This is a genomic window from Micromonospora sp. NPDC049204, assembly GCF_040647935.1.
Classification (GTDB): Bacteria; Actinomycetota; Actinomycetes; order Mycobacteriales; family Micromonosporaceae; genus Micromonospora.
The window spans coordinates 207,777-232,815 of sequence record NZ_JBEZDC010000003.1 but is presented as its reverse complement, the minus strand read 5'-3'; the positions used below and the strand labels follow the sequence as shown (position 1 = coordinate 232,815).

Sequence of the window (25,039 nt, the reverse complement as noted above, 5' to 3'; positions counted from 1 at the left end):
CAACTAGTCCTGTTCGTCAGGCTCGTCGGCATTGCGAGCAATCGCCACGATAGTCACGCCGTCCGGGAGGTCCATCAGCTTGACCCCCATTGTGTTCCGGTCACGCGTACGGCGTACAGGCTTCACCGGAGTCCGGATGACACCACCGTTGCTGGTGATCGCGAACAGCTCGTCGTCCGGATCGATCACCACCGCGCCGACCAGACCACCGCGCCGTTCGGTGATCTTTGCAGTCAACACGCCCTTACCTCCCCGGCCCTGCACCGGGTATTCCTCGATCGGGGTCCGCTTCGCGTATCCCCCGTTCGTGGCCACCAGAACGTCCAGACCCTCCCGAACGACCTCCATGGCCAGCAGGACGTCGTCGTCCGTGAAGCGCATGCCGATCACCCCCGAGGTGGCTCGGCCCATCGGCCGCAACGCCTCGTCCGAGGCGTTGAACCGGATCGCCTGCGCCTTCTTGGAGACCAGCAGCAGGTCGTTCTCCGGCGCAACCAACGCAGCACCGACCAGCTCGTCCTCATCGCGCAGGTTGATCGCGATGATGCCGCCGGAACGGTTGGAGTCGAACTCCTCGAGCCGCGTCTTCTTCACCAGGCCGTTCTTCGTGGCCAGTACCAGATAGGGGGCTACCTGGTAGTTCGGGATCTCAATGATCTGCGCTATCTGCTCGTCGGGTTGGAAGGCAAGCAGGTTGGCCACGTGTTGGCCCTTGGCTACCCTACTGGCCTCCGGCAACTCGTACGCCTTGGCCCGGTACACACGGCCCTTGTTCGTCAGGAACAGGATCCAGTCGTGGGTCGAGCAGACGAAGAAGTGGCTGACGATGTCGTCCTGCCGCAGCGTAGCGCCACTGACGCCCTTACCCCCGCGTCGCTGCGAGCGGTAGAGATCGACCTTGGTGCGCTTGGCGTACCCGGTCCGGGTGATCGTGACGACCACATCCTCGCGGGCGATGAGGTCCTCCATCGAGACCTCACCGTCGAACGGGATGATCTGCGTACGCCGGTCGTCGCCCCACTTGGCGACGATCTCGCCGAGCTCCTCGGAGACGATCTTCCGCTGCCGCTCCGGCTTGGCCAGGATGTCCTTGAAGTCGGCGATCTCGATCTCGAGCTTGGCCAGGTCGTCCACGATCCGCTGCCGCTCCAACGCGGCGAGACGGCGCAGCTGCATGTCCAGGATGGCGGTCGCCTGGATCTCGTCGATCTCCAGCAGCCGGATCAGGCCCTGCCGGGCGTCGTCCACGGTCGGCGACCGCCGGATCAGCGCGATCACCTCGTCCAGCGCGTCCAGCGCCTTGCCCAGACCGCGCAGGATGTGCGCCCGCTCCTCGGCCTTGCGCAGCCGGAACGCGGTCCGCCGACGGATCACCTCGATCTGGTGCTCGACGTAGTAGCGGATGAACTGGGCCAGGTTGAGCGTGCGCGGCACCCCGTCGACCAGGGCCAGCATGTTGGCGCCGAAGGTCTCCTGGAGCTGGGTGTGCTTGTAGAGGTTGTTCAGCACGACCTTCGCGACCGCGTCGCGCTTGAGCACCAGCACGATCCGCATACCGGTACGGCCGGAGGACTCGTCGCGGATGTCGGCGATCCCGGCGAGCTTGCCCTCCTTGATCAGCTCGGCGATCCGCTCGGCCAGGTTGTCCGGGTTGACCTGGTAGGGCAGCTCGCTGACGACCAGGCAGGGACGGCCGCGCTTGTCCTCCTCGACCTCCACCACGGCGCGCATCCGGATCGAGCCACGACCCGTGCGGTACGCGTCCTGGATCGCGGTCTGGCCGACGATGAGGCCGTAGGTCGGGAAGTCCGGACCCTTGACGATGCCGAGCAGGGCTTCGAGGGTGGTCTCCTCGTCCTCCTCGGGATTGTCGAGGCACCACTGCACCGCCGTGCCGATCTCCCGCAGGTTGTGCGGCGGGATCTTGGTGGCCATGCCGACCGCGATGCCCTCGGAGCCGTTCACCAGCAGGTTGGGGATCCGCGACGGCAGGATCGTGGGCTCCTTGGCCCGGCCGTCGTAGTTGTCCTGGAGGTCGACGGTGTCCTCGTCGATGTCCCGCAGCATCTCCATGGCCAGCGGGTCGAGCTTGCACTCCGTGTTGTGGCTGACAAACCCGTCCGAGACGAACGAGTGGTCGTCGGTGTCGACCCGGACGCTGTAGACCGGCTGCACACCGGCATCCGTGATCTCCGCCACCTCGGCGTAGTAGAACCGACCGTCGACCAACGGCTCGACCACGTCGAGCACCTCGGTGTTGCTGATCCGGGCGGCGATCTCGTCGCGGTCCCGCTCCCACCGCTCCACCCGGTCGACGTTGTGCCGGCGAAGCCAGTCCCGCTCGGTCCAGCGCTGCGCGCCATGCTCGCGGATGAACTCACCGACCAGCGGTACGTGGTCGCTGGAGAGCGCGGTGCTCCTCGCCGGCACCTGGGCCAGCTCCGCCTCCAGCTTGGCCTGCTTGCGGCCGAGGAAGCCGACGTGCGCGGCGAAGATCCGGGCGTCGCGGCGGTTGGTGACGACGACCTTGATCTCGCCGTCGTCGTAGCGGGTCTGCCGGCTGATCACGCCGAACTCCAGCAGCAACTGCTGGACCTCGCGGGCCAACCGCTGACTGCGCGTGGAGTACGAGACCTGGATCGTGTTGCGCGGCAGCAGCGAGGACGAGCCGTCGCCCTCGAAGAGCGCCTGGAGGAAGGCCCGCTTGACCGCGGCCGGCCCCTGCCAGACGAACTCGGGGACGAACTTCGCGGCGCTGCGGGCGCCCAGCAGGTCACCGAGGAGGCTCTTGCGCAGCGCGCTGAGGTCCTGCACGTCGAGTTCGTGCAGAGTGCTGCCGGAGGCGATGACCCGCTCGCTGACGTAACGAGGGCCGCCCACCGCCAGGTCGTAGGCCGCGAGGACGCGGACGAAGAAATCCCGGTCCACGTTGTTGAACCCGGCCCGCCCAGGGGAGACCAAGCCCTCGCTGACAAACGCGCCGGCGAGGACCGCCGCCTCGACGTGCTCCAGCATCGGGTAGCCGATCTCGTCCGGCACCGAACGCTGGAGCACCACCCGGTCGCCCGGGGAGATCTCGGCGAGCAGCTTCCACAGCAGGGTCGGCACACCGGCCACGTCCACCAGGCAGAGCACCGGGTGGTTGTGGGTGCCGGTCAGCTCGTACCCCTCGCGGGTACGCAGCCGCAGCGTCGGGTGCTCGCCCGAGTGGAAGAACTTCGATGCGCGAACCAGGTCGCCGTTGCGGTCGCGGACCTTGAGGTCGACGTCGGTCTCGCTGGACGGCTCCGCGCCCGGCACGACGTCGGCGATCCGCACGCTGCCCTCGGCGGTACGAATACGGACATCTGCCGTGACGCAGTAACGCATCGCGGCGGCCGGGTCGTTTCCGGGCGAGCCGAAGTTGCCGTTGCCGTCGACCAGCGGGTAGCGCAGCGACCAGGGCTGCGCCATCCGGACCAGCGCGTCGTAGATCGCCGAGTCGCCGTGCGGGTGGAACTGGCCCATCACGTCGCCGACGACCCGGGAGCACTTCACGTAGCCGCGGTCCGGGCGGTAGCCGGAGTCGAACATCGCGTAGAGGATCTTGCGGTGGACCGGCTTGAGGCCGTCCCGGACGTCCGGCAGCGCACGCCCGACGATGACGCTCATCGCGTAGTCGAGGTAGGAGCGCTGCATCTCCACCTCGAGCCCGACCGGTTCGATCCGGTCGTGTGCGACCACGGCGGCGATGGCCTCGGCGGGGACCTCGGGCTCGTTCGGTGTGGACTCGGGAGAATCGGTCACTGTATACCCTTATCAGACTCAGAGTCGTTTTCGTGCTGTGGATAACCGCTGTGGATACCGGCCAAGCTGTGGATAACTCTGTGGACCGCCGGATCGGCCGGGCACTGCCCGGCCGATCCACCGCAGTCCGTCAGATATCCAGGAACCGCACGTCCTTGGCGTTGCGCTGAATGAACGACCGGCGCGCCTCGACGTCCTCACCCATCAGCACACTGAACAACTCGTCGGCGGTCGCCGCGTCGTCGAGAGTGACCTGACGCAGGGTACGCGTTGCCGGGTTCATCGTGGTTTCCCACAGCTCGGGATAGTTCATCTCGCCGAGGCCCTTGAAGCGCTGGATGTCGTCCGGCTTGGCGTTCGGCTTCTTCTGCTGGCGCAGCACGATCAGACCGTCCCGCTCGCGGTCGGAGTACGCGTACTGGGCGTCGTCGCCCTTCTTGTTCCACTTGATCTTGTAGAGCGGCGGGGCGGCCAGGTAGACGTGCCCCATCTCGACAAGCGGACGCATGAAGCGGAACAGCAGGGTGAGCAGCAGCGTCTGGATGTGCTGGCCGTCGACGTCCGCGTCGGCCATCAGCACCACCTTGTGGTACCGCAGCTTCTCCATGTCGAAGTCGTCGTGGATGCCGGTGCCCAGCGCGGTGATCAGCGCCTGGACCTCGTTGTTCTTCAGCACCCGGTCGATCCGGGCCTTCTCCACGTTGAGGATCTTGCCGCGGATCGGCAGGATCGCCTGGGTCCGTGGGTCGCGGCCCTGCTTGGCCGAGCCGCCGGCCGAGTCACCCTCGACGATGAACACCTCGGACTCGCGCGGGTCGGTCGACTGGCAGTCGGCCAGCTTGCCCGGCATCGAGCCGGACTCCAGCAGCGACTTGCGTCGGGCCAGCTTGCGCGCCTGCTGCGCGGCGATCCGCGCCCGGGCCGCCTGGGACGCCTTCGTGATGATCATCTTGGCCTCGGCCGGGTTGCGGTCGAACCAGTCGACCAGCCGGTCGTTGCAGACCCGCTGCACGAAGCTCTTCACCGGGGTGTTGCCCAGCTTGGTCTTGGTCTGCCCCTCGAACTGCGGGTTGGCCAGCTTGACCGAGATGATCGCCGCGAGCCCTTCGCGGATGTCCTCGCCGGAGAGCTTCTCGTCGCCCTTGAGCAGCTTCTTGTCGGTGCCGTACCGGTTGACCACGCTGGTCAGCGCGGACCGGAAGCCCTCCTCGTGGGTGCCGCCCTCGTGGGTGTTGATCGTGTTGGCGAAGGTGTAGACCGACTCGCCGTACGACTCGTTCCACTGCATGGCGATCTCGAGGGACATGCCCTCCTCTTCGGCCTCGAACTCGACCACGGTCTTGTGGATCGGGCTCTTCGAGGCGTTGAGGTGCCGGACGAAGTCCGCGATGCCGCCCTCGTAGTAGAAGGTGACCTCGCGCTGCCGGCCGTCCTCCTCCTCGGCCACCCGCTCGTCGAGCAGGTGGATGCGCAGGGCGCGGTTGAGGAAGGCCATCTCCTGCAGGCGCCGGTAGATGGTCTGGAAGTCGAAGTCGACGGTTTCGAAGACGTCGGGGTCGGGCCAGAAGGAGACCGCCGAGCCGGTGCTGTCGGTGGTCTCGCCCTTCTCCAGCGGGCTCGGCTTGGAGTTGGTGTAGTGCTGCCGCCACACGTTGCCGGACTTGTGGATCTCGACGAACATCTTGGTGGAGAGCGCGTTCACGACGGATACACCGACGCCGTGCAGACCGCCGGAGACCGCGTACGCCTTGCCGTCGAACTTGCCACCCGCGTGCAGGATGGTCAACGCGACCTCGACACCGGGCTTCTTGAGCTTCGGGTGAAGGTCGACCGGGAACCCACGGCCGTTGTCGGTGACCCGGACGCCGCCGTCGGCGAGCAGCACCACGTCGATGGTGTCGCAGTATCCGGCGAGGGCCTCGTCGACCGCGTTGTCGACGACCTCCCAGACGAGGTGGTGCAGACCGCGCTCGCCGGTGGACCCGATGTACATACCGGGCCGCTTGCGAACTGCCTCCAGCCCTTCGAGAACGGTGATCGACTCTGCGCCGTACTCCTGCTTGTCCTGCGCTGCCACCCTCGGCCACTTTCTCGCGTCAGCCGCGCCGGTAGGGCGCGGCGGGCGCGGGTTCGGCGGACAGGACGCGACGTCGGCGCGTGGACCGGTGCCGGAGACCTCCGGACAGCGGGTCGAACGCGCCGGTCGCCGCGGTTGCCCGCGGATCGCGATCGGCTCAACCCGACGTGGAGAATGAACCTGGGGCCACCGGCCCCATCCCTCTCCCGCACCGGGTCTTCGTCTCGCTGTCAATCCTACTGTGCGCGGGGGACAGAACCACCACTCGGCACCCTCAGAGAGGCGGCTGAGAAGTCCGTAGCCGGCAGAACCCCGTTGCCCGCGACTCCCCCCACACGCCAGGGTCCGATCGCACGCGCCGTCCCCGAACGGGTTGACCCGCGCTCGGGCGGGTCGGGGGTCGCGGCCGAAGCCCCCGTGCCGTACGTTTGCGGCGCTCCGGAACCAGGCTTGATCTTTACCGGCCGGAACCGGGACGATCGACCCGATCGACCCGACACGTGCTCTCTAAGAGGTGACAGATGGGGCTGGACAACGTCGCGGTGCACTGGCCGCGGACCGGCCGCTTCTATGATCCGGTCGCGCCGGCCGAGTTCGTCGACTTCGGCGAGATCGTCGATCTGCCACGGATCTCCGCGCCGACGGCGGCGCTGGCCGAGCTGATCGCGAAGACCGGCACCATCCGGGCCACGGCGTACACCGAGTTGGTGGATCTGCTCCTCGGCCTGGAAGGTGTGTTGTACGCCACAGATGCCGCCGCCGAGGACGAGGACCCGGTGATCGACCCGGACGGCTGCGCCTGGATCGCCAGCGGCATCGAGCGGTTCGTGGCCGGGCACCGCCCGCACGGTGAGGTGGTCACCTTCGAGTCGGTGAGTACGGTGCTGCGCTCGCTGCTCGGCGACGGCAGATTGGCCGAGCAGCAGCTGCGGTGGCTGGAGAGCCGCCTCGACGCGCTGCGCGACGAGCGCGGCGACCCGCCGCAGTGGAACTTCACCTGCGCCGAGATGGGCGTGCTTGCCGCTTTCTACCGGCGCTGCGCGGAGCGCGGGTTCGCCGTCTACGCCGACGTCTGACCCGCCGCGTCGGCCTCCGAGGCGGCCGGTCGGTTGGCGGCGGCGATCACCTGGGTGAGCACCGCGTGCAGGTGTTGCAGGTCCTCGACCGGCAGCCCGAGCCGCTGCACGATCGCGGCCGGGATCAGCTCCGCCTGGCTCCGCAGGGCGGCGCCGCTGGCGGTGAGCGTGACGGCGAGACTGCGCTCGTCGCCGGGGTCGCGTTCGCGGCGCAGGTAGCCGGCCGCTTCGAGCCGCTTGAGCAGGGGTGAGAGTGTGCCCGGATCGAGCTGTAACAGGCGGCTGAGGTCGCGGCCGGACAGCGGGGCGTGTTGCCAGAGCGCCAGCATCACCAGGTACTGCGGGTGGGTCAGCCCCATCGGTTCCAGCAGCGGCCGGTAGACGGCCACCACGCTGCGCGCGGCCACCGACAGGGCGAAGCAGACCTGCTGCTCCAGCGCCAACGGGTCGTCGCGATCCGGTCGATCGCTCATCGGTTGCTCGTACCAGCCACGGTGACTACTCTACCGATCATTGGTGTACCAATCATTGGTGCCCCAACCATCTGCTCGTGGAACGGGCGGACGGACACGCGGCGGGAGAGGGCGGAAGATGAGCGAGGACGGTGCGGTCACCAGGGCGCCAGGCGAGGGCGGCCGACTCCTGAGCTGGGCCTTCCGGCACCTCGCCGGCCCGGCCGAGGGTGTCCAGGGTGCGGTTCAGGGCGGTTCGACCGAGGCTCGCGAGGCGTGGAAACGCGACCTGGCCGAACGCAAGCGCTACACCCGGGAACAGCGCGAACGCAGGCGAGCGGCCCGCGAGGCAGGAAAGGGCTGAGGAGCCCGACTCAGCCGTACGTGTCGCGGGGCCCCCGGCCGCGTACCCGGCGCGGCCCCTTGCCCCAGGAGGGCGCGGCCGGGCCATGGATGTGCAGCTTGCGCACCACGTTGTGGCCGACCTCGCTGGCGATCTGCTTGAGCAGCGAGCCGGCGAGCAGACGCAGTTGCGTCGCCCACGCGGTCGAGCGTGCCTCCACCGTCAGCTCGCCGTTCTCCAGTTTGACCGGGCGACTGTGCTGGGCGACCTCCGCGCCGACGACTCGCTCCCAGGCGCCGAACACGGTGGCCTCGGCCGCCGGCTGCTGCCAGCCCCGCGCCTTCACCAGCCGGTTCAGCACCGCGCTGAGCGGCTGCGGGTCGCGCGGGTCGGGGCCGGGGCCGGAGTAACCGCGCAACCGCCGTCCCGACCCGCCGGCCGTGTCGCCGCCCGCACCACCAGGGGTACGCCGGGCGCGGGCCGCCGCCTGCCGCCGGGACAGCGCCGCGTCGAGCACCGCCCGAGCCAGCTCCGGACCGCTGGCCTCCGCACCGCCCGCCGCTTCCACCCCCGGGGTACGCGCGCCCGCGGCGTCGCCCTTACCGGCCTCCGGTCGCTTGGGGCGTGGCTCATCCGACACGGCGTACCGTCCCTTCGCCGACCTGGTAGCGGGCACCGCGCAGAGCGGCTGGCACATCATCGTCCACCGCGCAGGTGACGAGCAGTTGACTCGCCCCGCCGACCAGCTCCGCCAGTCGCTCCCGACGGCCGGTGTCCAGCTCCGCGAAGACGTCGTCGAGCACCAGCACCGGCTCGATACCGTCGGCGCGCAGCAGGTCGTACCCGGCCAGCCGCAGCGCGAGCGCGAACGACCACGACTCGCCGTGGCTGGCGTACCCCTTGGCGGGCAGCGGGCCGAGAGTCAGCGCCAGCTCGTCCCGGTGCGGACCGACCAGGGTGGTGCCCCGTTCGATCTCGGCGGAGCGGGACGCGGCCAGTGCGGTGGTCAGCGCGTCGGTCAGCGCGGCCCGGTCGGTGGTCGGCTCGGCCAGTTCGATCGAGGGTCGGTAGGCGATGCTCGCCGCGCCCCGGCCGGCGGCCACCGCGTCGTACGCCTTGGCGACGTGCGGGGTGAGCGCGGCCACGAGTTCCAGTCGGCCGGCGAGCAGCTCCGCGCCGTGCTGGGCCAGGTGGGTGTCCCAGACGGCGAGGGTGCCGAGGTCACCGCCGCGCGACCCGCCGGTCTTGCGAGCCAGGTACGCGGTACGCAGCAGGGCGTTGCGCTGCTTGACGACCCGCTCGTAGTCGGCCCGCACTCCCGCGTACCGGGGCTGCCTGTTGACCAGCAGGTCGTCCAGGTAGCGGCGGCGCTCGGACGGGTCGCCCCGGACCAGCTCGAGGTCTTCCGGGGCGAAGAGCACGAGTCGCAGGGCACCGAGCACGTCCCTCGCCCGCCGCGCCGGTGAGCGGCCCAGCCGTGCCCGGTTGGCCTTGCCGGGCACGATCTCCAACTCGACCAGCAGCTCCCGGCCGTCGTGCACCACCGCACAGCGGATGACCGCGGCGGTGGCGCCCATCCGGACCAGCGGCGCGTCGGTGGCGACCCGGTGTGAGTCCAGGGTCGCCACGTAGCCCAGCGCCTCGACGAGATTGGTCTTGCCGACGCCGTTGGGGCCGGTCAGGACGTTCGCCCCCGGCTGGAGGTCGACGGCCACCCGCTCGTACGAGCGGAAGTCGACAAGTTCCAGCCGGTGGACATACACAGGTTGTGGATACCGCTCAGCGCTTGTGGACGGCGTGGCCACCGAACTGCTGACGCAGCGCGGAGACGGCCTTCATGGTGGGCGAGTCGTCCTGCCGCGAGGTGAACCGGGCGAACAGCGAGGCGGTGATGACGTTGAGCGGCACCCCCAGCCGGACCGCCTCGTCGACGGTCCACCGGCCCTCGCCGGTGTCCTCGGTGTAGCCGCTCAGGTCGGCCAGCTCCGGGTCCTCGTCGAGCGCCCGGTCCAGCAGATCGAGCAGCCAGGAACGGACGACGGTGCCCTCCCGCCAGGACTTGATGACGCCCGGCACGTTGGTCACCAACTCCGAGGCCGCCATCAGCTCGTAGCCCTCGGCGTAGGCGTGCATCAGGCCGTACTCGATGCCGTTGTGCACCATCTTCGAGTAGTGCCCGGCACCGACCGGCCCGGCGTGCACGAAGCCGAACTCTCCCTCCGGCTTGAGCGCGCTGAAGATCGGCATCAGCCGGTCCACGTGCTCCTGGGCGCCACCGACCATCAGCCCGTAGCCGTTCTGCCGACCCCAGACGCCGCCGGAGACGCCGACGTCGATGTAGCCGATGCCCCACTCGTTGAGCCGCTCGGCCCGGGGTGCGTCGTCGCTGAAGCGCGAGTTGCCGCCGTCGATGATGATGTCGCCCTCGCCGAGCACCTCGGCCAGTTCGTCGATGGTGGCGTCGGTGACACCGGCGGGCACCATGACCCAGACCGCGCGGGGCGACTCGAGCTTCTCAGCCAGGCCCGCGAGGGTCGTTACGTCGCTGATCTGCGCATTGTGGTCGAAGCCGACAACGTCGTGACCAGCGGTGCGCAACCGCTCCCGCATGTTGCCGCCCATACGGCCGAGTCCTACAAGGCCGAGCTGCATGTGTTTCTACCTCCGTGGATCTGGGTGTTGCTGGGCGCGATCAGCGCGAGACGCGGATCGGCATGATGAGGTACCGGTACCCCGGAATGACCTCTCCATCCTCGCCGGCGGGCGAGATCACCGCGGGCTTGAAGGCGTCGACGAACGAGAGCACGGCGGTCTGCGAGCCGAGGTTGGCCAGGCCGTCGATGAGGTACTGCGGGTTGAACCCGATGGTCAGCGCGTCACCGGTGAAGGTGGCCTCCATCGCCTCGCTGGCTCGTGCCTCCTCGGAACCGCCGGCCTCGACCACCAGGCCGTCCGCGCTGAAGCTCAGCAGCACCGGAGTGGTCCGCTCGGCGACGAGCGCGACCCGCTTGACCACCTCGATGAGGGTGCTCACCGAAACCCGGGCGGCGGCGTTGTGGGTGGCCGGGAAGAGCGAACGCACCGGCGGGTAGTTGGCGCCGTCGAGCAGGCGGCTGGTGGTACGCCGGGTGCCGCCGGCCAGACCGACCATTCCCTCGCCGGCAGCGCCCTGGGCGAGGGCGAGGGTGACCTCGCCGCCCAGCGGGCCGAGAGCCTTGGCGGTGTCGTTCAGGGTGCGGGCTGGCACCAGGGCGTTGATGCTGACCTCGGGGTCGTCCGGCTGCCACTGGATCTCGCGCAGCGCCAGCCGGTATCGGTCGGTGGCGAGCATCGACAGCGTGTTGCCGGAGAGCTCGACGCGGACGCCGGTCATCATCGGCAGCGTCTCGTCCCGACCGGCGGCGATGGCCACCTGGGAAACCGCGGTGGCGAACGCTGCCGCGTCGACGGTGCCGGCGCTCTGCGGCATCTCAGGCAGCGCGGGGTAGTCCTCCACCGGCATGGTGGGCAGGGTGAACCGGGCGCTGCCACAGACCAGCTCAAGGTGCGCGCCGACCGCGGCGATGTCCACCGGCTTGGCCGGCAACGCCTTGGTGATCTCGGCGAGCAGGCGGCCGGAGACGAGCGCGGCGCCGTCGGCGTCGCCCTGCACCTCGACGGTCACCTGGCTGGAGACCTCGTAGTCGAACCCGGAAACCCGCAGGTTGCCGTCGGTGACCCGGAGCATCACCCCGGCGAGCACCGGTACGGATGGCCGGTTGGGCAGGCTCTTCGCGGTCCACGCCACGGCCTCGGCGAGCGCGTCGCGCTCCACTCGGAACTTCATCAATGCCTCCGCGTCGACGTCAGCGACAACTCTCTCATGCCGACCGCTGCCTACCGTCCCGCCCGACCGTGCGGGTACCCATCGCACCTTAGGGCGCGGGGGTATCGGCTGTGCGCCCGACCCCATGGTTCGTGTCGGTGCTGACCTGTCGATCGGGCAGCGTTCGGCACGATCCACAGAAAGCCCAACGGTGATGATTGGTTTTTGTTCTCTTAGAAGAGATAACTCATCGTCTTCATCGCACCTGTGCAAACTGTGGAAAACCCGAGTCTGCGCAGCTCAGACACCTTATCTACAGGTGAATTGGCTGTGGAGAACCGGGGGTACAACCGGCCTGCCTGTCCACAGGCCGATCTCGGCGCTCGGTTGTCCACCGTTGTCCACCGGTTGTCCACCGGTAATCCACCGACTTTCTCCCCAAGCCTGTGGATGACGATGAAGATCACCATTGCCGTCATCCCCAGAACCTTCAACAGCTCGTACACAGCTGGACGGTTGTCGGTGGATAACTCGACGGTTGTCCCCAGGCGTCCACAGCTCCGTACACAGGGTTTCTCCACAGCCTGTGGGTAACCGGCGAGGGACGGACCGTAGTTATCCACCGACGGTGGACAACGAGCTGTGGACAACGAGTGGGAGTCGAGGCGGTCACGGCCTCAATGTGTGGCCTACACCATGTCGAGAGTCCAGCCCCAGGCCCGAAAAAACGCCCGACCGGAGACCCGGTCGGGCGTTTCCTGGGCCGCGTGCCGCCGCGACGGCGGCGTACGCCTCAGCTGTTCTGCTTGATCCGGTTGGTCAGCTCGGCGATCTGGTTGTAGAGCGAGCGACGCTCTGCCATCTGCTGACGGATCTTCCGGTCGGCGTGCATGACCGTGGTGTGGTCCCGGCCGCCGAAGGCCTGCCCGATCCGGGGCAGCGACAGCTCGGTCAGCTCCCGACACAGGTACATGGCCACCTGGCGGGCGTTGACCAGCACCCGGGACCTGGACTGACCGCGCAGGTCCTCCAGACTCACCCCGAAGTAGTCAGCGGTCGAGGCCATGATCTGGTCGGCGTTGATCTCCGGCCCGGCGCCGTCGGGCATGAAGTCCCGGAGCACCTCCTCGGCCAGGGACAGCTCGACTGTCGACCGGGTCAGGCTGGCGAACGCCGTCACCCGGATCAGCGCGCCCTCCAGTTCCCGGATCGAGTTCGACACCCGGGAGGCGATGAACTCCAACACGTCCGGCGGGGCGTACATCCGCTCCTGCGCCGCCTTCTTCTGCAGGATCGCGATCCGCGTCTCCAGGTCCGGTGGCTGGATGTCGGCGAGCAGTCCCCACTCGAACCGGGTTCGCATCCGGTCCTCCAGCGTGGCGAGCTGACGCGGCGACCGGTCGGAGGTGATCACGATCTGCTTGTTGGCGTTGTGCAGGGTGTTGAAGGTGTGGAAGAACTCCTCCTGCGTACGCTCGCGGTTCTCCAGGAACTGGATGTCGTCGATCAACAAGATGTCGACGTCGCGGTAGCGCCGCTGGAACGCGCTGGTCTTGTCGTCCCGGAGCGAGTTGATGAAGTCGTTGGTGAACTCCTCGGTCGAGACGTACCGGACCGAGCGGGCGTTGCCGAGCGTCGTGGCGTAGTGCCCGATGGCGTGCAGCAGGTGCGTCTTGCCCAGCCCGGAGTGCCCGTAGATGAACAGCGGGTTGTACGCCTTCGCCGGTGACTCCGCCACCGCCACGCTCGCCGCGTGGGCGAACCGGTTGGACGACCCGATGACGAACGTCTCGAACATGTACTTCGGGTTGAGTCGGTTGCCGCCGGTGTCGGCGCCGGGCAGCCGGCGGTCGTCGCGGCCACCCGCCCGGTGGTCCACTCCGCTGCGCCCCGGGCCGCTGTCCGTGCCACCGTCGCGGGGCATCGCGCGGATCACGTGCTGGTCGCGCGGCGACCCCGGATCTTCCCGGTAGCGCGGCTCGTAGGGCCGGGTGTCCGGGCCGGGTGGGTCGAGGCGACCGGCCTGCTCGTCGTAGCCACGCCGGTCCGCTCCCGGTCGGGGCGACCGCATCGGCTCCGCGAAGGAGGCGCTGAACAACGCCTCCTGCCCGTCCCTGCTGGCGGGGATCATCCCGGGACGATGCGCGTCGACGCTCGGCGCGAGCGGCGGACCCGTGGGTGCGGGTGGCGCGACCGGCTCGGGCGTACGCGGCGCGTGTGACTGCTCGGGGATCATCGTGTCGGCGTGCGCTCGTGCGCCGTGGTCGGTGTCGAAGGGCGCGGCAGCCGGACCCTCGACCTCGAACGGGCTGGGCTCCGGGGCGCTGCGGTAGACGGTGCCGGCCGGTCGGCCCGTGGCATCCTCGGCCACCCGAACGGTGACCGCCACCTGGATCGGCCGGCCGAGCCGGCGAGTGAGGGCCTCGGTGATCGCCGGGCGCAGCCGTGACTCGATCACGTCACGGGTGAACGCGTCCGGCACGGAGAGCAGCGCGGTGTCCTCGACGATCGCCCGCAGCCGGGTCAGTCGGAGGTAGGCGCGCTGCTGAGCAGAGATGATCTCGTCGGCAAGCTCGTCGGTCGCCGCTAACCACACTGCGGCAAGGTCGGTCGTACCGGCCACCGTCGTGCCACCCCCTCGCCTCTGCTCCCGGCCGCCGCTGTCTGCCAGCCGGCCGTCCCGGGCCCGCCGCGTTCGCGGGTGGAACAACACCCCACCCGGACGATCGACCGGTGGTCATCCACAAGTTATCCACAGCCTGTGTACCGACCGATTGTGGCCGCTGCCGGACTCGGGTGGGACCTGCCCCCTGCCTGACCGGGCGCTGAAGCGGGTTCACCGTGCCGAACGATTCACTACCTTGTCCGGTCTTGCCTGTGCGACGACCGGACGCTTCCGACGCTCACCGCAATCGGGCACGGTAACAGCGTTGTCCCTGCGCCATCAACCGGCGACGCGGCGGCACCCTTCTCGGCATCAGCGAAAACCACCCTCCTGCCCCGGGCGCGTCCTGTTGGCCGCTCCTCGGGGTGTTTGACGGTCATTGCCCCCCTGCGTAGGCTGGAACGGCTGCTTTCTCGCCCTCTGCTAGGGTGATGGGTGCTTGCTGTCCGCGGTCGCATGCCCCGCGTCGTCGAGGTCTCGCCCCGCCGGACAGCACCGATCGGGGGCCACCGTCGAGGTGGCCTGGACACCACCACACGACCCCGGCGATCCCGTCGCGCGGGGCGCGTACGAAAACGGAGAGCCTGACGTGAGCAAGCGCACCTACCAGCCGAACAACCGCCGGCGCGCGAAGACCCACGGCTTCCGGCTGCGCATGCGCACCCGTGCCGGCCGTGCCATCCTCTCGAGCCGTCGCGCCAAGGGTCGCACCACCCTGTCGGCCTGAGCCGACCGGGCCGGTCAGGGGACGTGGGCAGTCGTGCTGGCCGCCGCGCAGCGACTGCGGCGCAGCACTGACTTCGCCGCAGCGGTTCGCGGTGGCCGACGCGCCGGACGTGGCGCCGTCGTGGTCCACCTGAGCGTGCCGGTGCTCGCCGACCCCAACCTTTCGACCTCGTCGGAGCCGGTGCGGGACGACAGTGCGGAGCAGTCATCCGCGTCGCCCCGCGCCGGCTTCGTCGTGTCCAAGGCCGTCGGCAACGCGGTGATCCGTAACCGGGTCAAGCGTCGGCTGCGGGCACTGGTCCAGGACCGGTTGACCGCCCTGCCCGCCGGCAGCACGCTTGTCGTCCGGGCGCTGCCCGCAGCGGCGGAGGCGTCGTATCCCCGCCTCGCCACCGACCTGGATGCCGCCATCGCGGTCGCCCGGTCCCCCCGCGAGCGGCGGTCCCGATGACCGGTGCCGAGAAGACCAGTCCACGCGCGTCGACAACCGGTGCCAAGGTGCTGATCGCGCCCATCATCGCGTACCGTCGGTGGATAAGTCCGGCGTTGCCGGCCCGCTGTCGGTTCTACCCGTCGTGCAGCGCGTACGCCCAGGAGGCGGTCGCTCGGCACGGCGCGCTCCGGGGAGCCGCGCTGGCGGTCCGGCGGCTGTTGCGCTGCCACCCCTTCCACCCTGGTGGGTATGACCCGGTGCCGGAGCCGGGCGGCCGCCGTCGTGCTGATGTGACTGGAGCCTGAGAGTGGACTTTAGCCTCGACTGGATCTACTACGCGATCTCGTGGATCCTGCTGACCTGGCACTCCGCCTGGGACGCCATCGGGGTGCCGGTTGGTGCGGTGATCGGCACCAACTTCGCCTGGATCCTGTCCATCATCTTCCTGGTGGTCACCGTCCGGGTGATCCTGTTCCCGGTCTTCGTCAAGCAGATCAAGTCCCAGCGGGCGATGCAGGCGCTCCAGCCCAAGGTCAAGGAGCTTCAGGAGAAGCACAAGGGTGACCGGGAGACGCTCCAGAAAGAAATGATGGAGCTCTACAAGAAGGAGAAGGCCAACCCGTTGATGGGTTGCCTTCCGATGTTCCTTCAGATCCCGGTCTTCCTGGGTCTCTTCCACACGTTGAAGCGACTGGACCCGGCGAACCAGGGCAAGACCCTGTACGGGTGGAGCGTCGACCAGTTCGAGAGCGCCTCGCAGGCGAAGCTCTTCACCGCCCCGATCGCCGGCAAGTTCGGCTCGACGGCCGACGAGCTGGCCCGGCTCGGCGCCACCGGCAGCACCGTCAAGATCATTGCTGGCATCCTGGTTCTGGTCATGATCGCGACCACCTACCTGACCAGCCGTCAGATGATCCTCAAGACCGGTTGGGCGGAGGACCCGCAGCAGCGGATGATCCAGCGGCTGATGCTCTACGGCATCCCGGCGTCGCTGCTGATCTCCGGCGCGATCTTCCCGATCGGCGTCATCATCTACTGGGTCACCAACAACCTCTTCACCCTCGGCCAGCAGCAGTGGGTGCTGCGGAAGTTCCCGCCGCCGGTGACCGCCAAGAAGGCCGTCGCCCCCGCGGCCACCCGCAACCCGGTGCAGCCCGCCAAGTCCGGTGGTCTGTTCGGTCGCGGCAAGGCGGCCCCGCCGGCGCCGGTCAAGGCGACCGCGCCCAAGGTGGCCGGGCCGAAGCCAGGTGCCAAGCCGGCGAACAACCCGAAGAAGAGCCGTCCCGCCAAGCGGCAGGGCTGAGCTCAGAGGGCCGTCGCCGGGTGACCGGCGGCGGCCCGTTCCGCACCGCGCAGCCGCCGTCCGGTGGCGCCGAGCGGAACCGACCGCGCATCGTGCGGCCACGGGCGACACTGCCCGTACAGACGTGCCCGCGGGCACCGGCGACCTCCAGCCGGCCCCGGGAAACCAGTCGGACCCGAGGGTCCGGCCGAGCGAGTACGGAGATGAGACCGTGACCGAGACCAGCATCCCCCGCGCCGAGCAGGCCCTGGACGAGGAGGAGACCGCAACGCTCGCGGTGGACGGTGACGACACCGAGACCGACGACGACAGCGCGGCCGACGACGACACCGATACCGCTGCCGGCGGCAGGGTGAAGAAGGCAGTGAGCGAGAGCGACCTGTTCCGGCAGAGCGAGATCGCGGCCGACTACGTCGAGGGGCTGCTCGACATCCTCGACTACGACGGTGACATCGACGAGTTGGTCGCCGCGGGGCGCCCGATGGTCGAGGTCGTCGGCGAGCGGCTGCAGAACCTGGTCGGCCAGCGGGGAGCCACCCTGGAGGCGCTCCAGGAGTTGACCCGCCTCGCCGTCTTCCGGCAGACCGGAACGCCGAGCCGGCTGCTGCTCGACGTCGGTGGCTACCGGTCGAACCGCCGTAAGGAACTCGCCGCGGTCGCCAAGAACGCCGTCGAGAAGGTCAAGGAGTACGGCGAGCCGGTTCGCCTGGAGGCGATGTCCGCGTTCGAGCGCAAGTGCGTGCACGACGTGGTCAACGCGATGTCCGGGGTGGCGAGCGAGTCCGAGGGCGTGGAGCCGAACCGGCGCATCGTCGTACGGCCAGCGGACTGACCGGGTGACCCACGACGACAACACGGCCGACGCCGTGACCGGCCCGGGCGGTACGCCGCTCGGGCCGTCCGCTGTCCAGCCCGATGGGGAAGGTGCCGACCCAGATCGACTCGGCACCACCCCGTCGCCCGCCGACGCGGCGCTGCCGCCCGAACTGGCCCCGGCCGCACTCTCCCTCTTCGGCGATCGTCTCGACCTGGCTGCCTCGTACGCCGAGTTGTTGGTCACCGACGGGGTGGTCCGCGGTCTGATCGGCCCCCGGGAAGCACCTCGCATCTGGGACCGGCACCTGCTCAACTGCGCAGCGGTCGCCGAGCGGATCCCGTCCGGCGCGTCGGTCCTCGACGTCGGGTCCGGTGCCGGCCTGCCGGGTCTGGTCCTGGCCATCGCGCGCCCGGATCTCACGGTCACCCTGATCGAGCCGCTGGCGCGACGCACGTCATTCCTGATCGAGGTCGTCGAACGACTCGGTCTGGCCAAGTCGGTGCGGGTGTTCCGTGGTCGGGCGGACGAGGCGGCTACCGGGTCGAGCGGTCGGGAACCCATAAGCGGCGACGTGGTGACCGCCCGCGCGGTCGCGCCGCTGGATCGCCTGGCGGGCTGGAGTCTCCCGCTGGCGGTCCGTGGTGGCCGGCTGCTGGCGTTGAAGGGTTCGTCCGCGGCGGCCGAGATCGAGGAGCACGCCGAGGTGGTGGCGCGACTCGGTGGCGGGGAGCCGGCGGTGCACCTCTGTGGGACCGGGGTCATCGATCCACCCACCACCGTCGTGGAGATCGTGCGCGAGCGGATGGTCGGCCCGGCACGCGTGGCGGCCAACAAGCGCTCCCGCAGCGGTCGCCCTCGTCGACGCTGACACTTCGCGTCATCGGGCTTCCGGCGGGTGGGTTGCCTCGTTGTACCGGTGCGGATGGACAAGGGGATGAGAACCCGACGTGGACCGGCCGCGCCCGTCCGCCGTAGGCTGACCGCGCGTCGATAGTGTGGAGCGGGCGACGGACGTCGCGGGTCTCCGACCGCTCCCGTGAGCCGTACGCTCTGGGTTGCGAGCGTGGGTGTGGCCAAGTTGACCGGGGCGCGGACCGACCATCCGAAGCGGGCAGGGATGACAGGTGCATGACGACGGCAGGTACGACGATCCACGCGTGACCGGGTCGACAGGCGATCCCGTTTCACGTGAAACCGACTACCCGAGCTGGTCGCCGGACGCGACCGGGCCGGCGACTCGACCCGCGGACGGCGATCCGCTGGTGTTCGGCGGAGAGCCGGCGGCTCAACAGACCGGGCCCGAGGTCGTGGACCCGGCGGCGGCTCGACGGACATCGGAGGGGTCGAGCCGACCAGCCAATGTCGCGGAGGTGCGGCAGACGTTGGGACGGCGCAACACCGCGAGAGCGGTTCGCTTCGAGCCGGCGGTTCCGCACCAGCCCAACGCGGCGGCCGTCCGGGACGCCGCTCCGGTGATCGCCGACCCACCTGTCGCTTCGACCGAGTCGTTGGCTGCCGTGGCGGCCGACCCCACGTACGTTTCACGTGAAACCCCGACGCGCGAAGAGGATGACCCACCGTTGGCTATGGAGGCGATGCGCGCCGTGCAGATCCTGAATCCCAGTGGCGAGGTGACCATGCCTCGGCCCGACCGGACCCGGGTCATGTGCGTCGCCAACCAGAAGGGCGGCGTGGGCAAGACCACGACCACCGTCAACCTTGCGGTGGCGCTCGCCCTGCACGGCAACCGGGTGCTCGTGGTGGACCTCGACCCGCAGGGCAACGCCTCCACCGGGCTCAACGTCCCGCACCACACCGGAATCCCGGACGTCTACGACTGTCTGATCAACAGCGTGCCCCTGGCCGAGGTGGCCCAGGCGGTCGAGGGCATCCCCAATCTCTGGTGCGTACCCGCGACCATCGACCTGGCCGGCGCCGAGATCGAGCTGGTGTCGGTGGTGGCGCGGGAGTCGCGCCTGGACCGGGCGATCGCCGCCTACCCGGGCGAGTTCGACTATGTCTTCATCGACTGCCCGCCGTCGCTCGGCCTGCTCACGGTCAACGCCCTGGTTGCGGCGCAGGAGGTGCTGATCCCGATCCAGTGTGAGTACTACGCCCTGGAAGGGCTCAACCAGCTGATCAACAACATCAACCTGGTGCGCCAACACCTCAACCCGAAGCTCGATGTCTCCACGATCCTCCTGACGATGTACGACCGGCGTACCCGGCTGGCTGACGCCGTCGAGCAGGACGTCCGGAACCACTTCGGCGACAAGGTTCTCCAGGCGGTCATCCCCCGCAACGTCCGGGTCTCCGAGGCACCCAGCTACGGCCAGTCGGTGATGACCTACGATCCCGGATCGCGGGGAGCCACGAGTTACTTCGAGGCCGCCCAGGAGATTGCCGAGCGAGGCGTCAAGGAGCCGGTGGGCCGGAATGCGTAGTGCGGACGAGTCGCTGGGAGGCGAGGCATGAAGAACCGTCCTCGGGGCGGTCTGGGTAGGGGCCTGGGAGCGCTGATCCCGACCGGGCCGGTTCCGGGTGCCGCCGGCACCGTCATGGCGGAGCCGGAGAACGAGTACGCGGACGACACCGGCACTGCGGCCGTCTCGACGGTGCCCGTCGAGCCGACGGTGCACGAGCCGGAGCCCACGCTCAGTCCGGTACCCGGAGCGCGATTCGCCGAGATCCCCGTCGACGCGATCCTGCCCAACCCGAAGCAGCCCCGCCAGGTCTTCGACGAGGAGGCACTGGAGGAGCTCAAGACCTCCATCCAGGAGGTCGGCTTCCTTCAGCCCATCGTCGTCCGGCAGCTCGACGACGAGAAGTACGAGCTGGTGATGGGCGAGCGGCGTTGGCGGGCCGCCCAGGCGGTGGGGCGGGACAGCATTCCGGCGATCATCCGGGACACCCGTGATGACGCCATGCTCCGCGACGCCCTGCTGGAGAACATCCACCGAGCCAATCTGAACCCTCTCGAAGAGGCCGCCGCCTACCAGCAACTGCTGGAGGAGTTCGGGGCCACCCACGAAGAGTTGGCCCGCAGGATTGGTCGGAGTCGCCCGCAGATCTCCAACACGATCCGGCTGCTGAACCTGCCGGCCCAGGTGCAGCGCCGGGTCGCCGCGGGGATCCTGTCGGCGGGCCACGCCCGCGCGCTGCTGAGCCTCGACGGCAGCGAGGCGCAGGAGCAGTTGGCATTGCGGATCGTGGCGGAGGGCCTGTCGGTTCGGGCGACCGAGGAGATTGTCGCCCTGACGCTCAACGACGGGCCGGCGAAGGGGCAGGCGGCGAAGCGCCGGCCGAAGGCGCACGCGCCGGCCCTGACCGATCTTGCCGATCGACTGTCCGACCGGTTCGACACCCGGGTGAAGGTCGACATCGGCCGGAGCAAGGGCAAGATCACCATCGAGTTCGCGACCGTGGACGACCTTGAGCGGATCGTCGGGATCATCGGAGTGCAGCAGGAGGAGAGCGGCGACTGAGTGCCGCCCTCTCCACCGACGGCCGCGCACCCCTCCGGGTAGCGCGGCCGTTCCGTATCCGGCTCACCGCGTTTCACGTGAAACGGCCGCCGTTTCACGCGCTTCCGGGACGCGGGTTTCTGCTGTGCTGGCGTTGTCGGTGACCCCCGCCGCGAGGCCGACCGCGATACCCCGCGCCGTCACCTGTCAGCGCCCCCGGGACCAGCCAGCAGTCGGCGCTCGGCGAATCCGGGCGAGGTAGGGCTACGGCTCGGCGTGCAGGGTGCGGCGTCGGCCCGGGGCGGACCGGGCCGGGCTCGTTTCACGTGAAACGGAGATCGCTGGACGGGAACGCCCTCGGGCCCACCCGGGAATGACCATGAGGCGTCGTTGCGGCCGCTGAGTGGCTCGCTGCGGCCTCGCGTGCCGCAGGGTGACCTCCCATCGGCCCACGCCGCCGTGCAGGCCTCTCGACGCGAATGCGGCCTCAGAGGGCTCTGCCGCGACTCCCCGCTCTACCGCTCGACGTGTGGCTGCTGCCACCGATCGTTCCTTCCGGTGCTCGGCGGCGGTGCCTTCAGGTCGGTCTGAGGTAGGCCGGGGGTCGCCGGCCGTCGGTGGTTGACACTTGGCGTCGTACGCCTGCCGCCGGTTCCTGACGGTGGACAAGGTCCTCCGGCGGTTGTCCGACGGCCCGCGAGGTGCTCCGGCGGTTGGTGCCCGACCGGTGAGGCTCGGCAGAGGCATGCGGTCGCCGGTGCGCTGAGGCTCGGCGAGAGGCATCCGGTCGTCGGTGCATGACCGTGAGGGCTTCCCGGCCGTTGGTGCCCGAGGTTCGGCGGAGGGCTCCGATCGTTGGTGCTTGACGCTCGGCCGGCACCTCCGTCGTCGTCCGGGTGCTGCCGCGCGCTTCCCCGATCTCCGGCGGCTTCCGACGTTGCTGATGCGCCACGCATCATCGGTCCGTTGCGGAGGCGGCTCGCTCCACGCCCGTGATCGCGGGCCTCCGCTCCCCGAGGCGTGGACGCGGCGTCAGGCGACCGACGCTGCCCCACGTGCCTCGGTCCAACGCGGCACTCGCCCTCACTCCGCGGCGCTCGCCGCGCGGAAGCGCGGCGACCTCGCAGCGACGTGTCGGCGTGGACGTACCCTCGGGGGGCGACGGCACGGCACGGAGATCGTCTCCGGGAGGAGGCCGCCGCCCGCCGTAACCCCCGTCCTTCCCATGGGTGTCGACCACCTATCCGCTGCCGATACCGACACCAGGACTGCCGGCGCGTCCAGCGGCCGGCGTAGGCGGTTGCTGAGGTCAGCTTCCGCAGCGGCAACGGACGGCAGTTCGGCCGGATCTGGCCGGCGCAGTCGAGCAGTTGCTGCCGCTCGTCCAGCAACCCGCGGACAACGACCGACCGGCCGAAAAGTTATCCACACCCTTTGTCCACAGGCACCCCCTGTTTCACGTGAAACAGCGCGTGAGAGCGGGTGTGAGCCTGTGGATGACGGCCTGTATTGGGGATCTCGGCAGCCTGTGGATATCGGTTCACCGCTCGGTGGTGACGTGGCACACGTGGCCGACCGAGGCTACTGATCTGGTCGGTCGGGAGCGGTCAAACAGGTAGGGACAGCGGTGCCAGACTCGGTTAGGGTCAGCGTCGTGCACGACACCCCTCCCTCAGTCCCGGACTTCACGCAGTGGCCGTCGTTTCCCTTCGAGGGGGACCTCCACGTGAAGCAACTCGATGATCCGGTCCCGGTCGAGCCGCCCCGGAAGGGCGAGGGTCTCCGGGAATGCACCGCCTGCAACGCACCCGACGAGGCCTATATCTGGGTCGGCGAGCGGTGGCGGGTCCGTGCCATGGACCGGCCCACCGGCCTGCCCATGGTGCTCATCCTGGAATCGCGAACCCACCTCGACCTCGGCGACCTGCCGAACCTGCTCGCCGCCGAGCTGGGCGTGATGACCGTACGGCTGGAACGGGCCATCCGGTCGCTCGACGGTGTGGCGCGGGTGCACGTCAACCGGTGGGGAGACGGCTCGGCCCACCTGCACATGTGGTTCCTCGCCCGACCGTACGGTCGCCTCCAGTTGCGGGGCACCTTCCTGTCACTGTGGGATTCGATCCTGCCGCCGATCTCCGAGGCACAGTGGCGGGAGAATCTGGCGCTCGTCGCGGCCTGGCTTGCCGAGTTCGGCGGCCGTCCGCTTGCCGAGCCACCCCGGATTCAATGGCAGGCACCGTCCAGTCTGCTGGCCCAGTCCGCCGCTGCAGACGCCGCTGCCGCCGCCCAGGCAGCATCGGCGGAGGCAGCTTTGGCTGCCTCGGTCATCGAGGCAGCAGAGGAAATCCCGGAACCAGCGCCGGAGCCCGACGCCAGCGCCGATCAGACCGGTGGTGACGGAGCATCCACAGCCGGTCCCGTCGTCCTGGGCTCGGACGCCGGCTCGGCGGTCGATACCGAACCGACGGGTGGATCCGCTCGACCGGCATCCGCCAGCAATGAGCCACCCGGTGCAACCACCGACCCAGCAGCCGGCACCTCAGCAGCCGGCTCCCGAGCAGTCGGCGAGCCCGCATCCGGCACCTCAGCGGCCGGCGCCGTTGGTACCGACGAGTCGGCTCCCGGCGGGTCCGCAAACCTCGGCGGTGCCGCAGCCCTTCGTGAGCGGGCGGGCAACACCGATGTCGAAGCCGCCCCCAACGCAGTCAACGAGACCGCCCCAGAGTTTGACCCGGACAGGGCCGACCCGGACAGCGGGGCTGCGGACGGCGACACTGCGGGTGCTTCACCTGCCGTGCCCGCCCACGGCAACGGCCCGGACGCATCCGACGTACGTAAGGCTCGCTGAGCAGGGACCGACCAGGAGGGTGGCGCGGCGGTCCGGGCTCGCGGCAGCCGGGCAAACCTTGTGGTCGGCCCGTGAGCGGTGTCGCACCACGAGACGGTTCGGCCCGCGAGCCGTGTCGCAACCGAGACGGTTCGGCCCGCGAGCGGTGTCGCAACCGAGACGGTTCGGCCCGCGAGCCGTGTCGCAACCGAGACGGTTCGGCCCGCGAGCCGTGTCGCACCGAGGCGGTGGCGGGTGGGTCAGGCAGTGGTGACGCGGGCCGCCGCTCGGGCGACCAGGGTGCCGAGGAGCCGGCCGAAGTCCAGCCCCGCTGCCTGCACGGCGAGTGGCAGTAGCGACGTCTCCGTCATGCCCGGCGAGACGTTGACCTCCAACACGTGCGGCTGCCCGGCAGCGTCCACGATCACGTCGACCCGCGAGAGGTCCCGCAGACCGAGCGCGGTGTGCGCGGCGAGGGCCACGTCGGCGACGGTGGCGGACACCTCCGGGTCCAACCGGGCGGGAGCGTGCCAGGTGGTGCGCCCGGCCGTGTAGCGGGCCGCGTAGTCGTACACGCCGTTGCGCGGCACGATCTCCACCGGTGGCAGCGCCTGCGGTCCGTTGCCCAGGTCGATCACGGAGACCGCGACGTCCATCCCGGGCACGTACCGCTCCACCAGGGCGGTGGAGTCGTACGCGAAGCAGCCCACCATCGCGGCGGGCAGCGCCGCGGCGTCCCGGACCACCGCGCCCCCCAGCCCCGATCCGCCCTGTGCGGGCTTCACCATCAGCGGCAGGCTCAGTCGGTCGACGATCCGATCCAGTACGGCGACCGCGCCGAGCTCAGAGAAGCGGTCGTGTGGGAGGGCCACCCAGTCCGGGGTGGGGATGCCGTTCTCGCGGAGCACCGCCTTGGCCGACGGCTTGTCCCAGGCGACCCGGGAGGCGCGGGCGTCACAACCGACGTACGGGATGTCGCACAGGTCCAGCACGCCGCGCAGCGATCCGTCCTCACCGGTGGCGCCGTGCAGTGCGATGACGACCGCGTCCGGCGGGTCGGCGGCCAGTGCCGGCAGCAGGGCCACGTCGGCGTCCCGCAGCTCGGCTTCCACGCCGATGGCGCGCAGCGCGTCGAGCACCCGGCGACCGGAGCGCAGTGACACGTCCCGTTCGTAGGAGAGCCCACCGGCGAGCACGACGACCCGCAGGTCGGCCGGAACGGCGGGATCGGTCACGAGGAGGCGCTCGGCGGCGGTCGTACCCAT

At 69.6% G+C, this 25,039-nt stretch carries 20 protein-coding genes; 11 read left to right on the top strand and 9 right to left on the bottom strand.

Translation table 11 applies throughout. The features are described from left to right. Positions 1-3: 3 nt before the first annotated feature. Positions 4-3,723 carry an intein-containing DNA gyrase subunit A gene (gene gyrA / locus AB0A90_RS07145; protein ID WP_357244063.1) on the bottom strand — a complete coding sequence of 1,240 codons (3,720 nt, stop codon included), beginning with the start codon at positions 3,721-3,723 and terminating at the stop codon, positions 4-6. A gap of 193 nt (positions 3,724-3,916) precedes the next feature. After that, on the bottom strand, positions 3,917-5,863 hold the full coding sequence (gene gyrB / locus AB0A90_RS07140; protein WP_357243021.1) for a DNA topoisomerase (ATP-hydrolyzing) subunit B: 1,947 nt from the start codon (positions 5,861-5,863) through the stop codon (positions 3,917-3,919). Between the two features lie 521 nt (positions 5,864-6,384). Between gyrB and AB0A90_RS07135 the strand changes: the two genes are divergently transcribed. Beyond that, complete coding sequence (locus tag AB0A90_RS07135) at positions 6,385-6,939, top strand: hypothetical protein (protein WP_357243018.1); 555 nt, start codon at positions 6,385-6,387, stop codon at positions 6,937-6,939. On the opposite strand, the gene AB0A90_RS07130 is transcribed toward AB0A90_RS07135, so the two are convergent. Next, positions 6,924-7,412 carry a MarR family transcriptional regulator gene (locus AB0A90_RS07130; RefSeq protein ID WP_357243015.1) on the bottom strand — a complete coding sequence of 163 codons (489 nt, stop codon included), beginning with the start codon at positions 7,410-7,412 and terminating at the stop codon, positions 6,924-6,926. The two genes, AB0A90_RS07135 and AB0A90_RS07130, sit on opposite strands and share 16 nt — an antisense overlap. A 118-nt stretch (positions 7,413-7,530) precedes the next feature. On the opposite strand from AB0A90_RS07130, the gene AB0A90_RS07125 reads away from it, so the two are divergent. Beyond that, positions 7,531-7,755: a hypothetical protein gene (locus AB0A90_RS07125; protein ID WP_357243012.1), complete on the top strand. Its 225-nt coding sequence runs from the start codon at positions 7,531-7,533 to the stop codon at positions 7,753-7,755. Positions 7,756-7,765: 10 nt separating this feature from the next. Here AB0A90_RS07125 and AB0A90_RS07120 read toward each other — a convergent pair whose 3' ends face one another. The 5 genes from AB0A90_RS07120 to dnaA form a co-directional block, all read right to left on the bottom strand. Beyond that, positions 7,766-8,302, bottom strand: a complete 537-nt coding sequence (locus tag AB0A90_RS07120; RefSeq protein WP_357244060.1) for a DciA family protein — start codon at positions 8,300-8,302, stop codon at positions 7,766-7,768. Positions 8,303-8,363: 61 nt separating this feature from the next. Then, positions 8,364-9,497 (bottom strand): DNA replication/repair protein RecF, encoded by a 1,134-nt coding sequence (gene recF, locus AB0A90_RS07115; RefSeq protein ID WP_357243008.1) that lies wholly within the window; start codon positions 9,495-9,497, stop codon positions 8,364-8,366. Positions 9,498-9,513: 16 nt separating this feature from the next. Continuing rightward, positions 9,514-10,386 carry a phosphogluconate dehydrogenase (NAD(+)-dependent, decarboxylating) gene (gnd, locus tag AB0A90_RS07110; RefSeq protein WP_357243005.1) on the bottom strand — a complete coding sequence of 291 codons (873 nt, stop codon included), beginning with the start codon at positions 10,384-10,386 and terminating at the stop codon, positions 9,514-9,516. Between the two features lie 40 nt (positions 10,387-10,426). Beyond that, positions 10,427-11,560, bottom strand: coding sequence for a DNA polymerase III subunit beta (dnaN, locus tag AB0A90_RS07105; RefSeq protein ID WP_357243002.1), 1,134 nt, complete (start codon positions 11,558-11,560; stop codon positions 10,427-10,429). Positions 11,561-12,332: 772 nt separating this feature from the next. Further along, on the bottom strand, positions 12,333-14,162 hold the full coding sequence (gene dnaA, locus AB0A90_RS07100; RefSeq protein ID WP_357242999.1) for a chromosomal replication initiator protein DnaA: 1,830 nt from the start codon (positions 14,160-14,162) through the stop codon (positions 12,333-12,335). A 631-nt stretch (positions 14,163-14,793) separates the two neighbouring features. Here dnaA and rpmH point away from each other — a divergent pair. The 9 genes from rpmH to AB0A90_RS07055 all read left to right on the top strand — a co-directional run bounded on the left by rpmH (position 14,794) and on the right by AB0A90_RS07055 (position 23,795). Beyond that, the gene (rpmH, locus tag AB0A90_RS07095; protein WP_007453904.1) at positions 14,794-14,931 is read left to right on the top strand and encodes a 50S ribosomal protein L34; all 138 of its coding nucleotides are present in this window, start codon (positions 14,794-14,796) and stop codon (positions 14,929-14,931) included. 33 nt (positions 14,932-14,964) lie between these two features. Further along, the gene (rnpA, locus tag AB0A90_RS07090) at positions 14,965-15,381 is read left to right on the top strand and encodes a ribonuclease P protein component (protein WP_357242996.1); all 417 of its coding nucleotides are present in this window, start codon (positions 14,965-14,967) and stop codon (positions 15,379-15,381) included. Further along, complete coding sequence (yidD, locus tag AB0A90_RS07085; RefSeq protein ID WP_357242993.1) at positions 15,378-15,668, top strand: membrane protein insertion efficiency factor YidD; 291 nt, start codon at positions 15,378-15,380, stop codon at positions 15,666-15,668. Before rnpA ends, yidD begins: the two co-directional genes overlap by 4 nt. A 2-nt stretch (positions 15,669-15,670) precedes the next feature. Further along, complete coding sequence (yidC, locus tag AB0A90_RS07080) at positions 15,671-16,666, top strand: membrane protein insertase YidC (RefSeq protein ID WP_357242990.1); 996 nt, start codon at positions 15,671-15,673, stop codon at positions 16,664-16,666. Between the two features lie 211 nt (positions 16,667-16,877). After that, positions 16,878-17,498 (top strand): R3H domain-containing nucleic acid-binding protein, encoded by a 621-nt coding sequence (locus tag AB0A90_RS07075; protein WP_357242987.1) that lies wholly within the window; start codon positions 16,878-16,880, stop codon positions 17,496-17,498. 142 nt (positions 17,499-17,640) lie between these two features. Then, positions 17,641-18,351 (top strand): 16S rRNA (guanine(527)-N(7))-methyltransferase RsmG, encoded by a 711-nt coding sequence (gene rsmG, locus AB0A90_RS07070; protein WP_357244057.1) that lies wholly within the window; start codon positions 17,641-17,643, stop codon positions 18,349-18,351. A 256-nt stretch (positions 18,352-18,607) separates the two neighbouring features. Then, positions 18,608-19,927: an AAA family ATPase gene (locus AB0A90_RS07065; RefSeq protein WP_357242984.1), complete on the top strand. Its 1,320-nt coding sequence runs from the start codon at positions 18,608-18,610 to the stop codon at positions 19,925-19,927. Positions 19,928-19,954: 27 nt separating this feature from the next. Next, entirely contained in the window at positions 19,955-20,968 is a 1,014-nt protein-coding gene (locus tag AB0A90_RS07060; protein ID WP_357242981.1) for a ParB/RepB/Spo0J family partition protein, read from the top strand. A 1,633-nt stretch (positions 20,969-22,601) separates the two neighbouring features. Then, positions 22,602-23,795: a hypothetical protein gene (locus tag AB0A90_RS07055; protein WP_357242978.1), complete on the top strand. Its 1,194-nt coding sequence runs from the start codon at positions 22,602-22,604 to the stop codon at positions 23,793-23,795. 239 nt (positions 23,796-24,034) lie between these two features. Here AB0A90_RS07055 and AB0A90_RS07050 read toward each other — a convergent pair whose 3' ends face one another. Beyond that, entirely contained in the window at positions 24,035-25,039 is a 1,005-nt protein-coding gene (locus tag AB0A90_RS07050; RefSeq protein WP_357242975.1) for a D-alanine--D-alanine ligase, read from the bottom strand.

Coding starts and splice junctions, on each gene's coding strand:
- AB0A90_RS07135 (WP_357243018.1), top strand. CDS start 6,385: ATGGGGCTGGACAACGTCGCGGTGCACTGGCCGCGGACCGGCCGCTTC.
- AB0A90_RS07130 (WP_357243015.1), bottom strand. CDS start 7,412: ATGAGCGATCGACCGGATCGCGACGACCCGTTGGCGCTGGAGCAGCAG.
- AB0A90_RS07125 (WP_357243012.1), top strand. CDS start 7,531: ATGAGCGAGGACGGTGCGGTCACCAGGGCGCCAGGCGAGGGCGGCCGA.
- gnd (WP_357243005.1), bottom strand. CDS start 10,386: ATGCAGCTCGGCCTTGTAGGACTCGGCCGTATGGGCGGCAACATGCGG.
- dnaN (WP_357243002.1), bottom strand. CDS start 11,560: ATGAAGTTCCGAGTGGAGCGCGACGCGCTCGCCGAGGCCGTGGCGTGG.
- yidD (WP_357242993.1), top strand. CDS start 15,378: ATGACCGGTGCCGAGAAGACCAGTCCACGCGCGTCGACAACCGGTGCC.
- AB0A90_RS07060 (WP_357242981.1), top strand. CDS start 19,955: ATGAAGAACCGTCCTCGGGGCGGTCTGGGTAGGGGCCTGGGAGCGCTG.
- AB0A90_RS07050 (WP_357242975.1), bottom strand. CDS start 25,039: ATGGGTACGACCGCCGCCGAGCGCCTCCTCGTGACCGATCCCGCCGTT.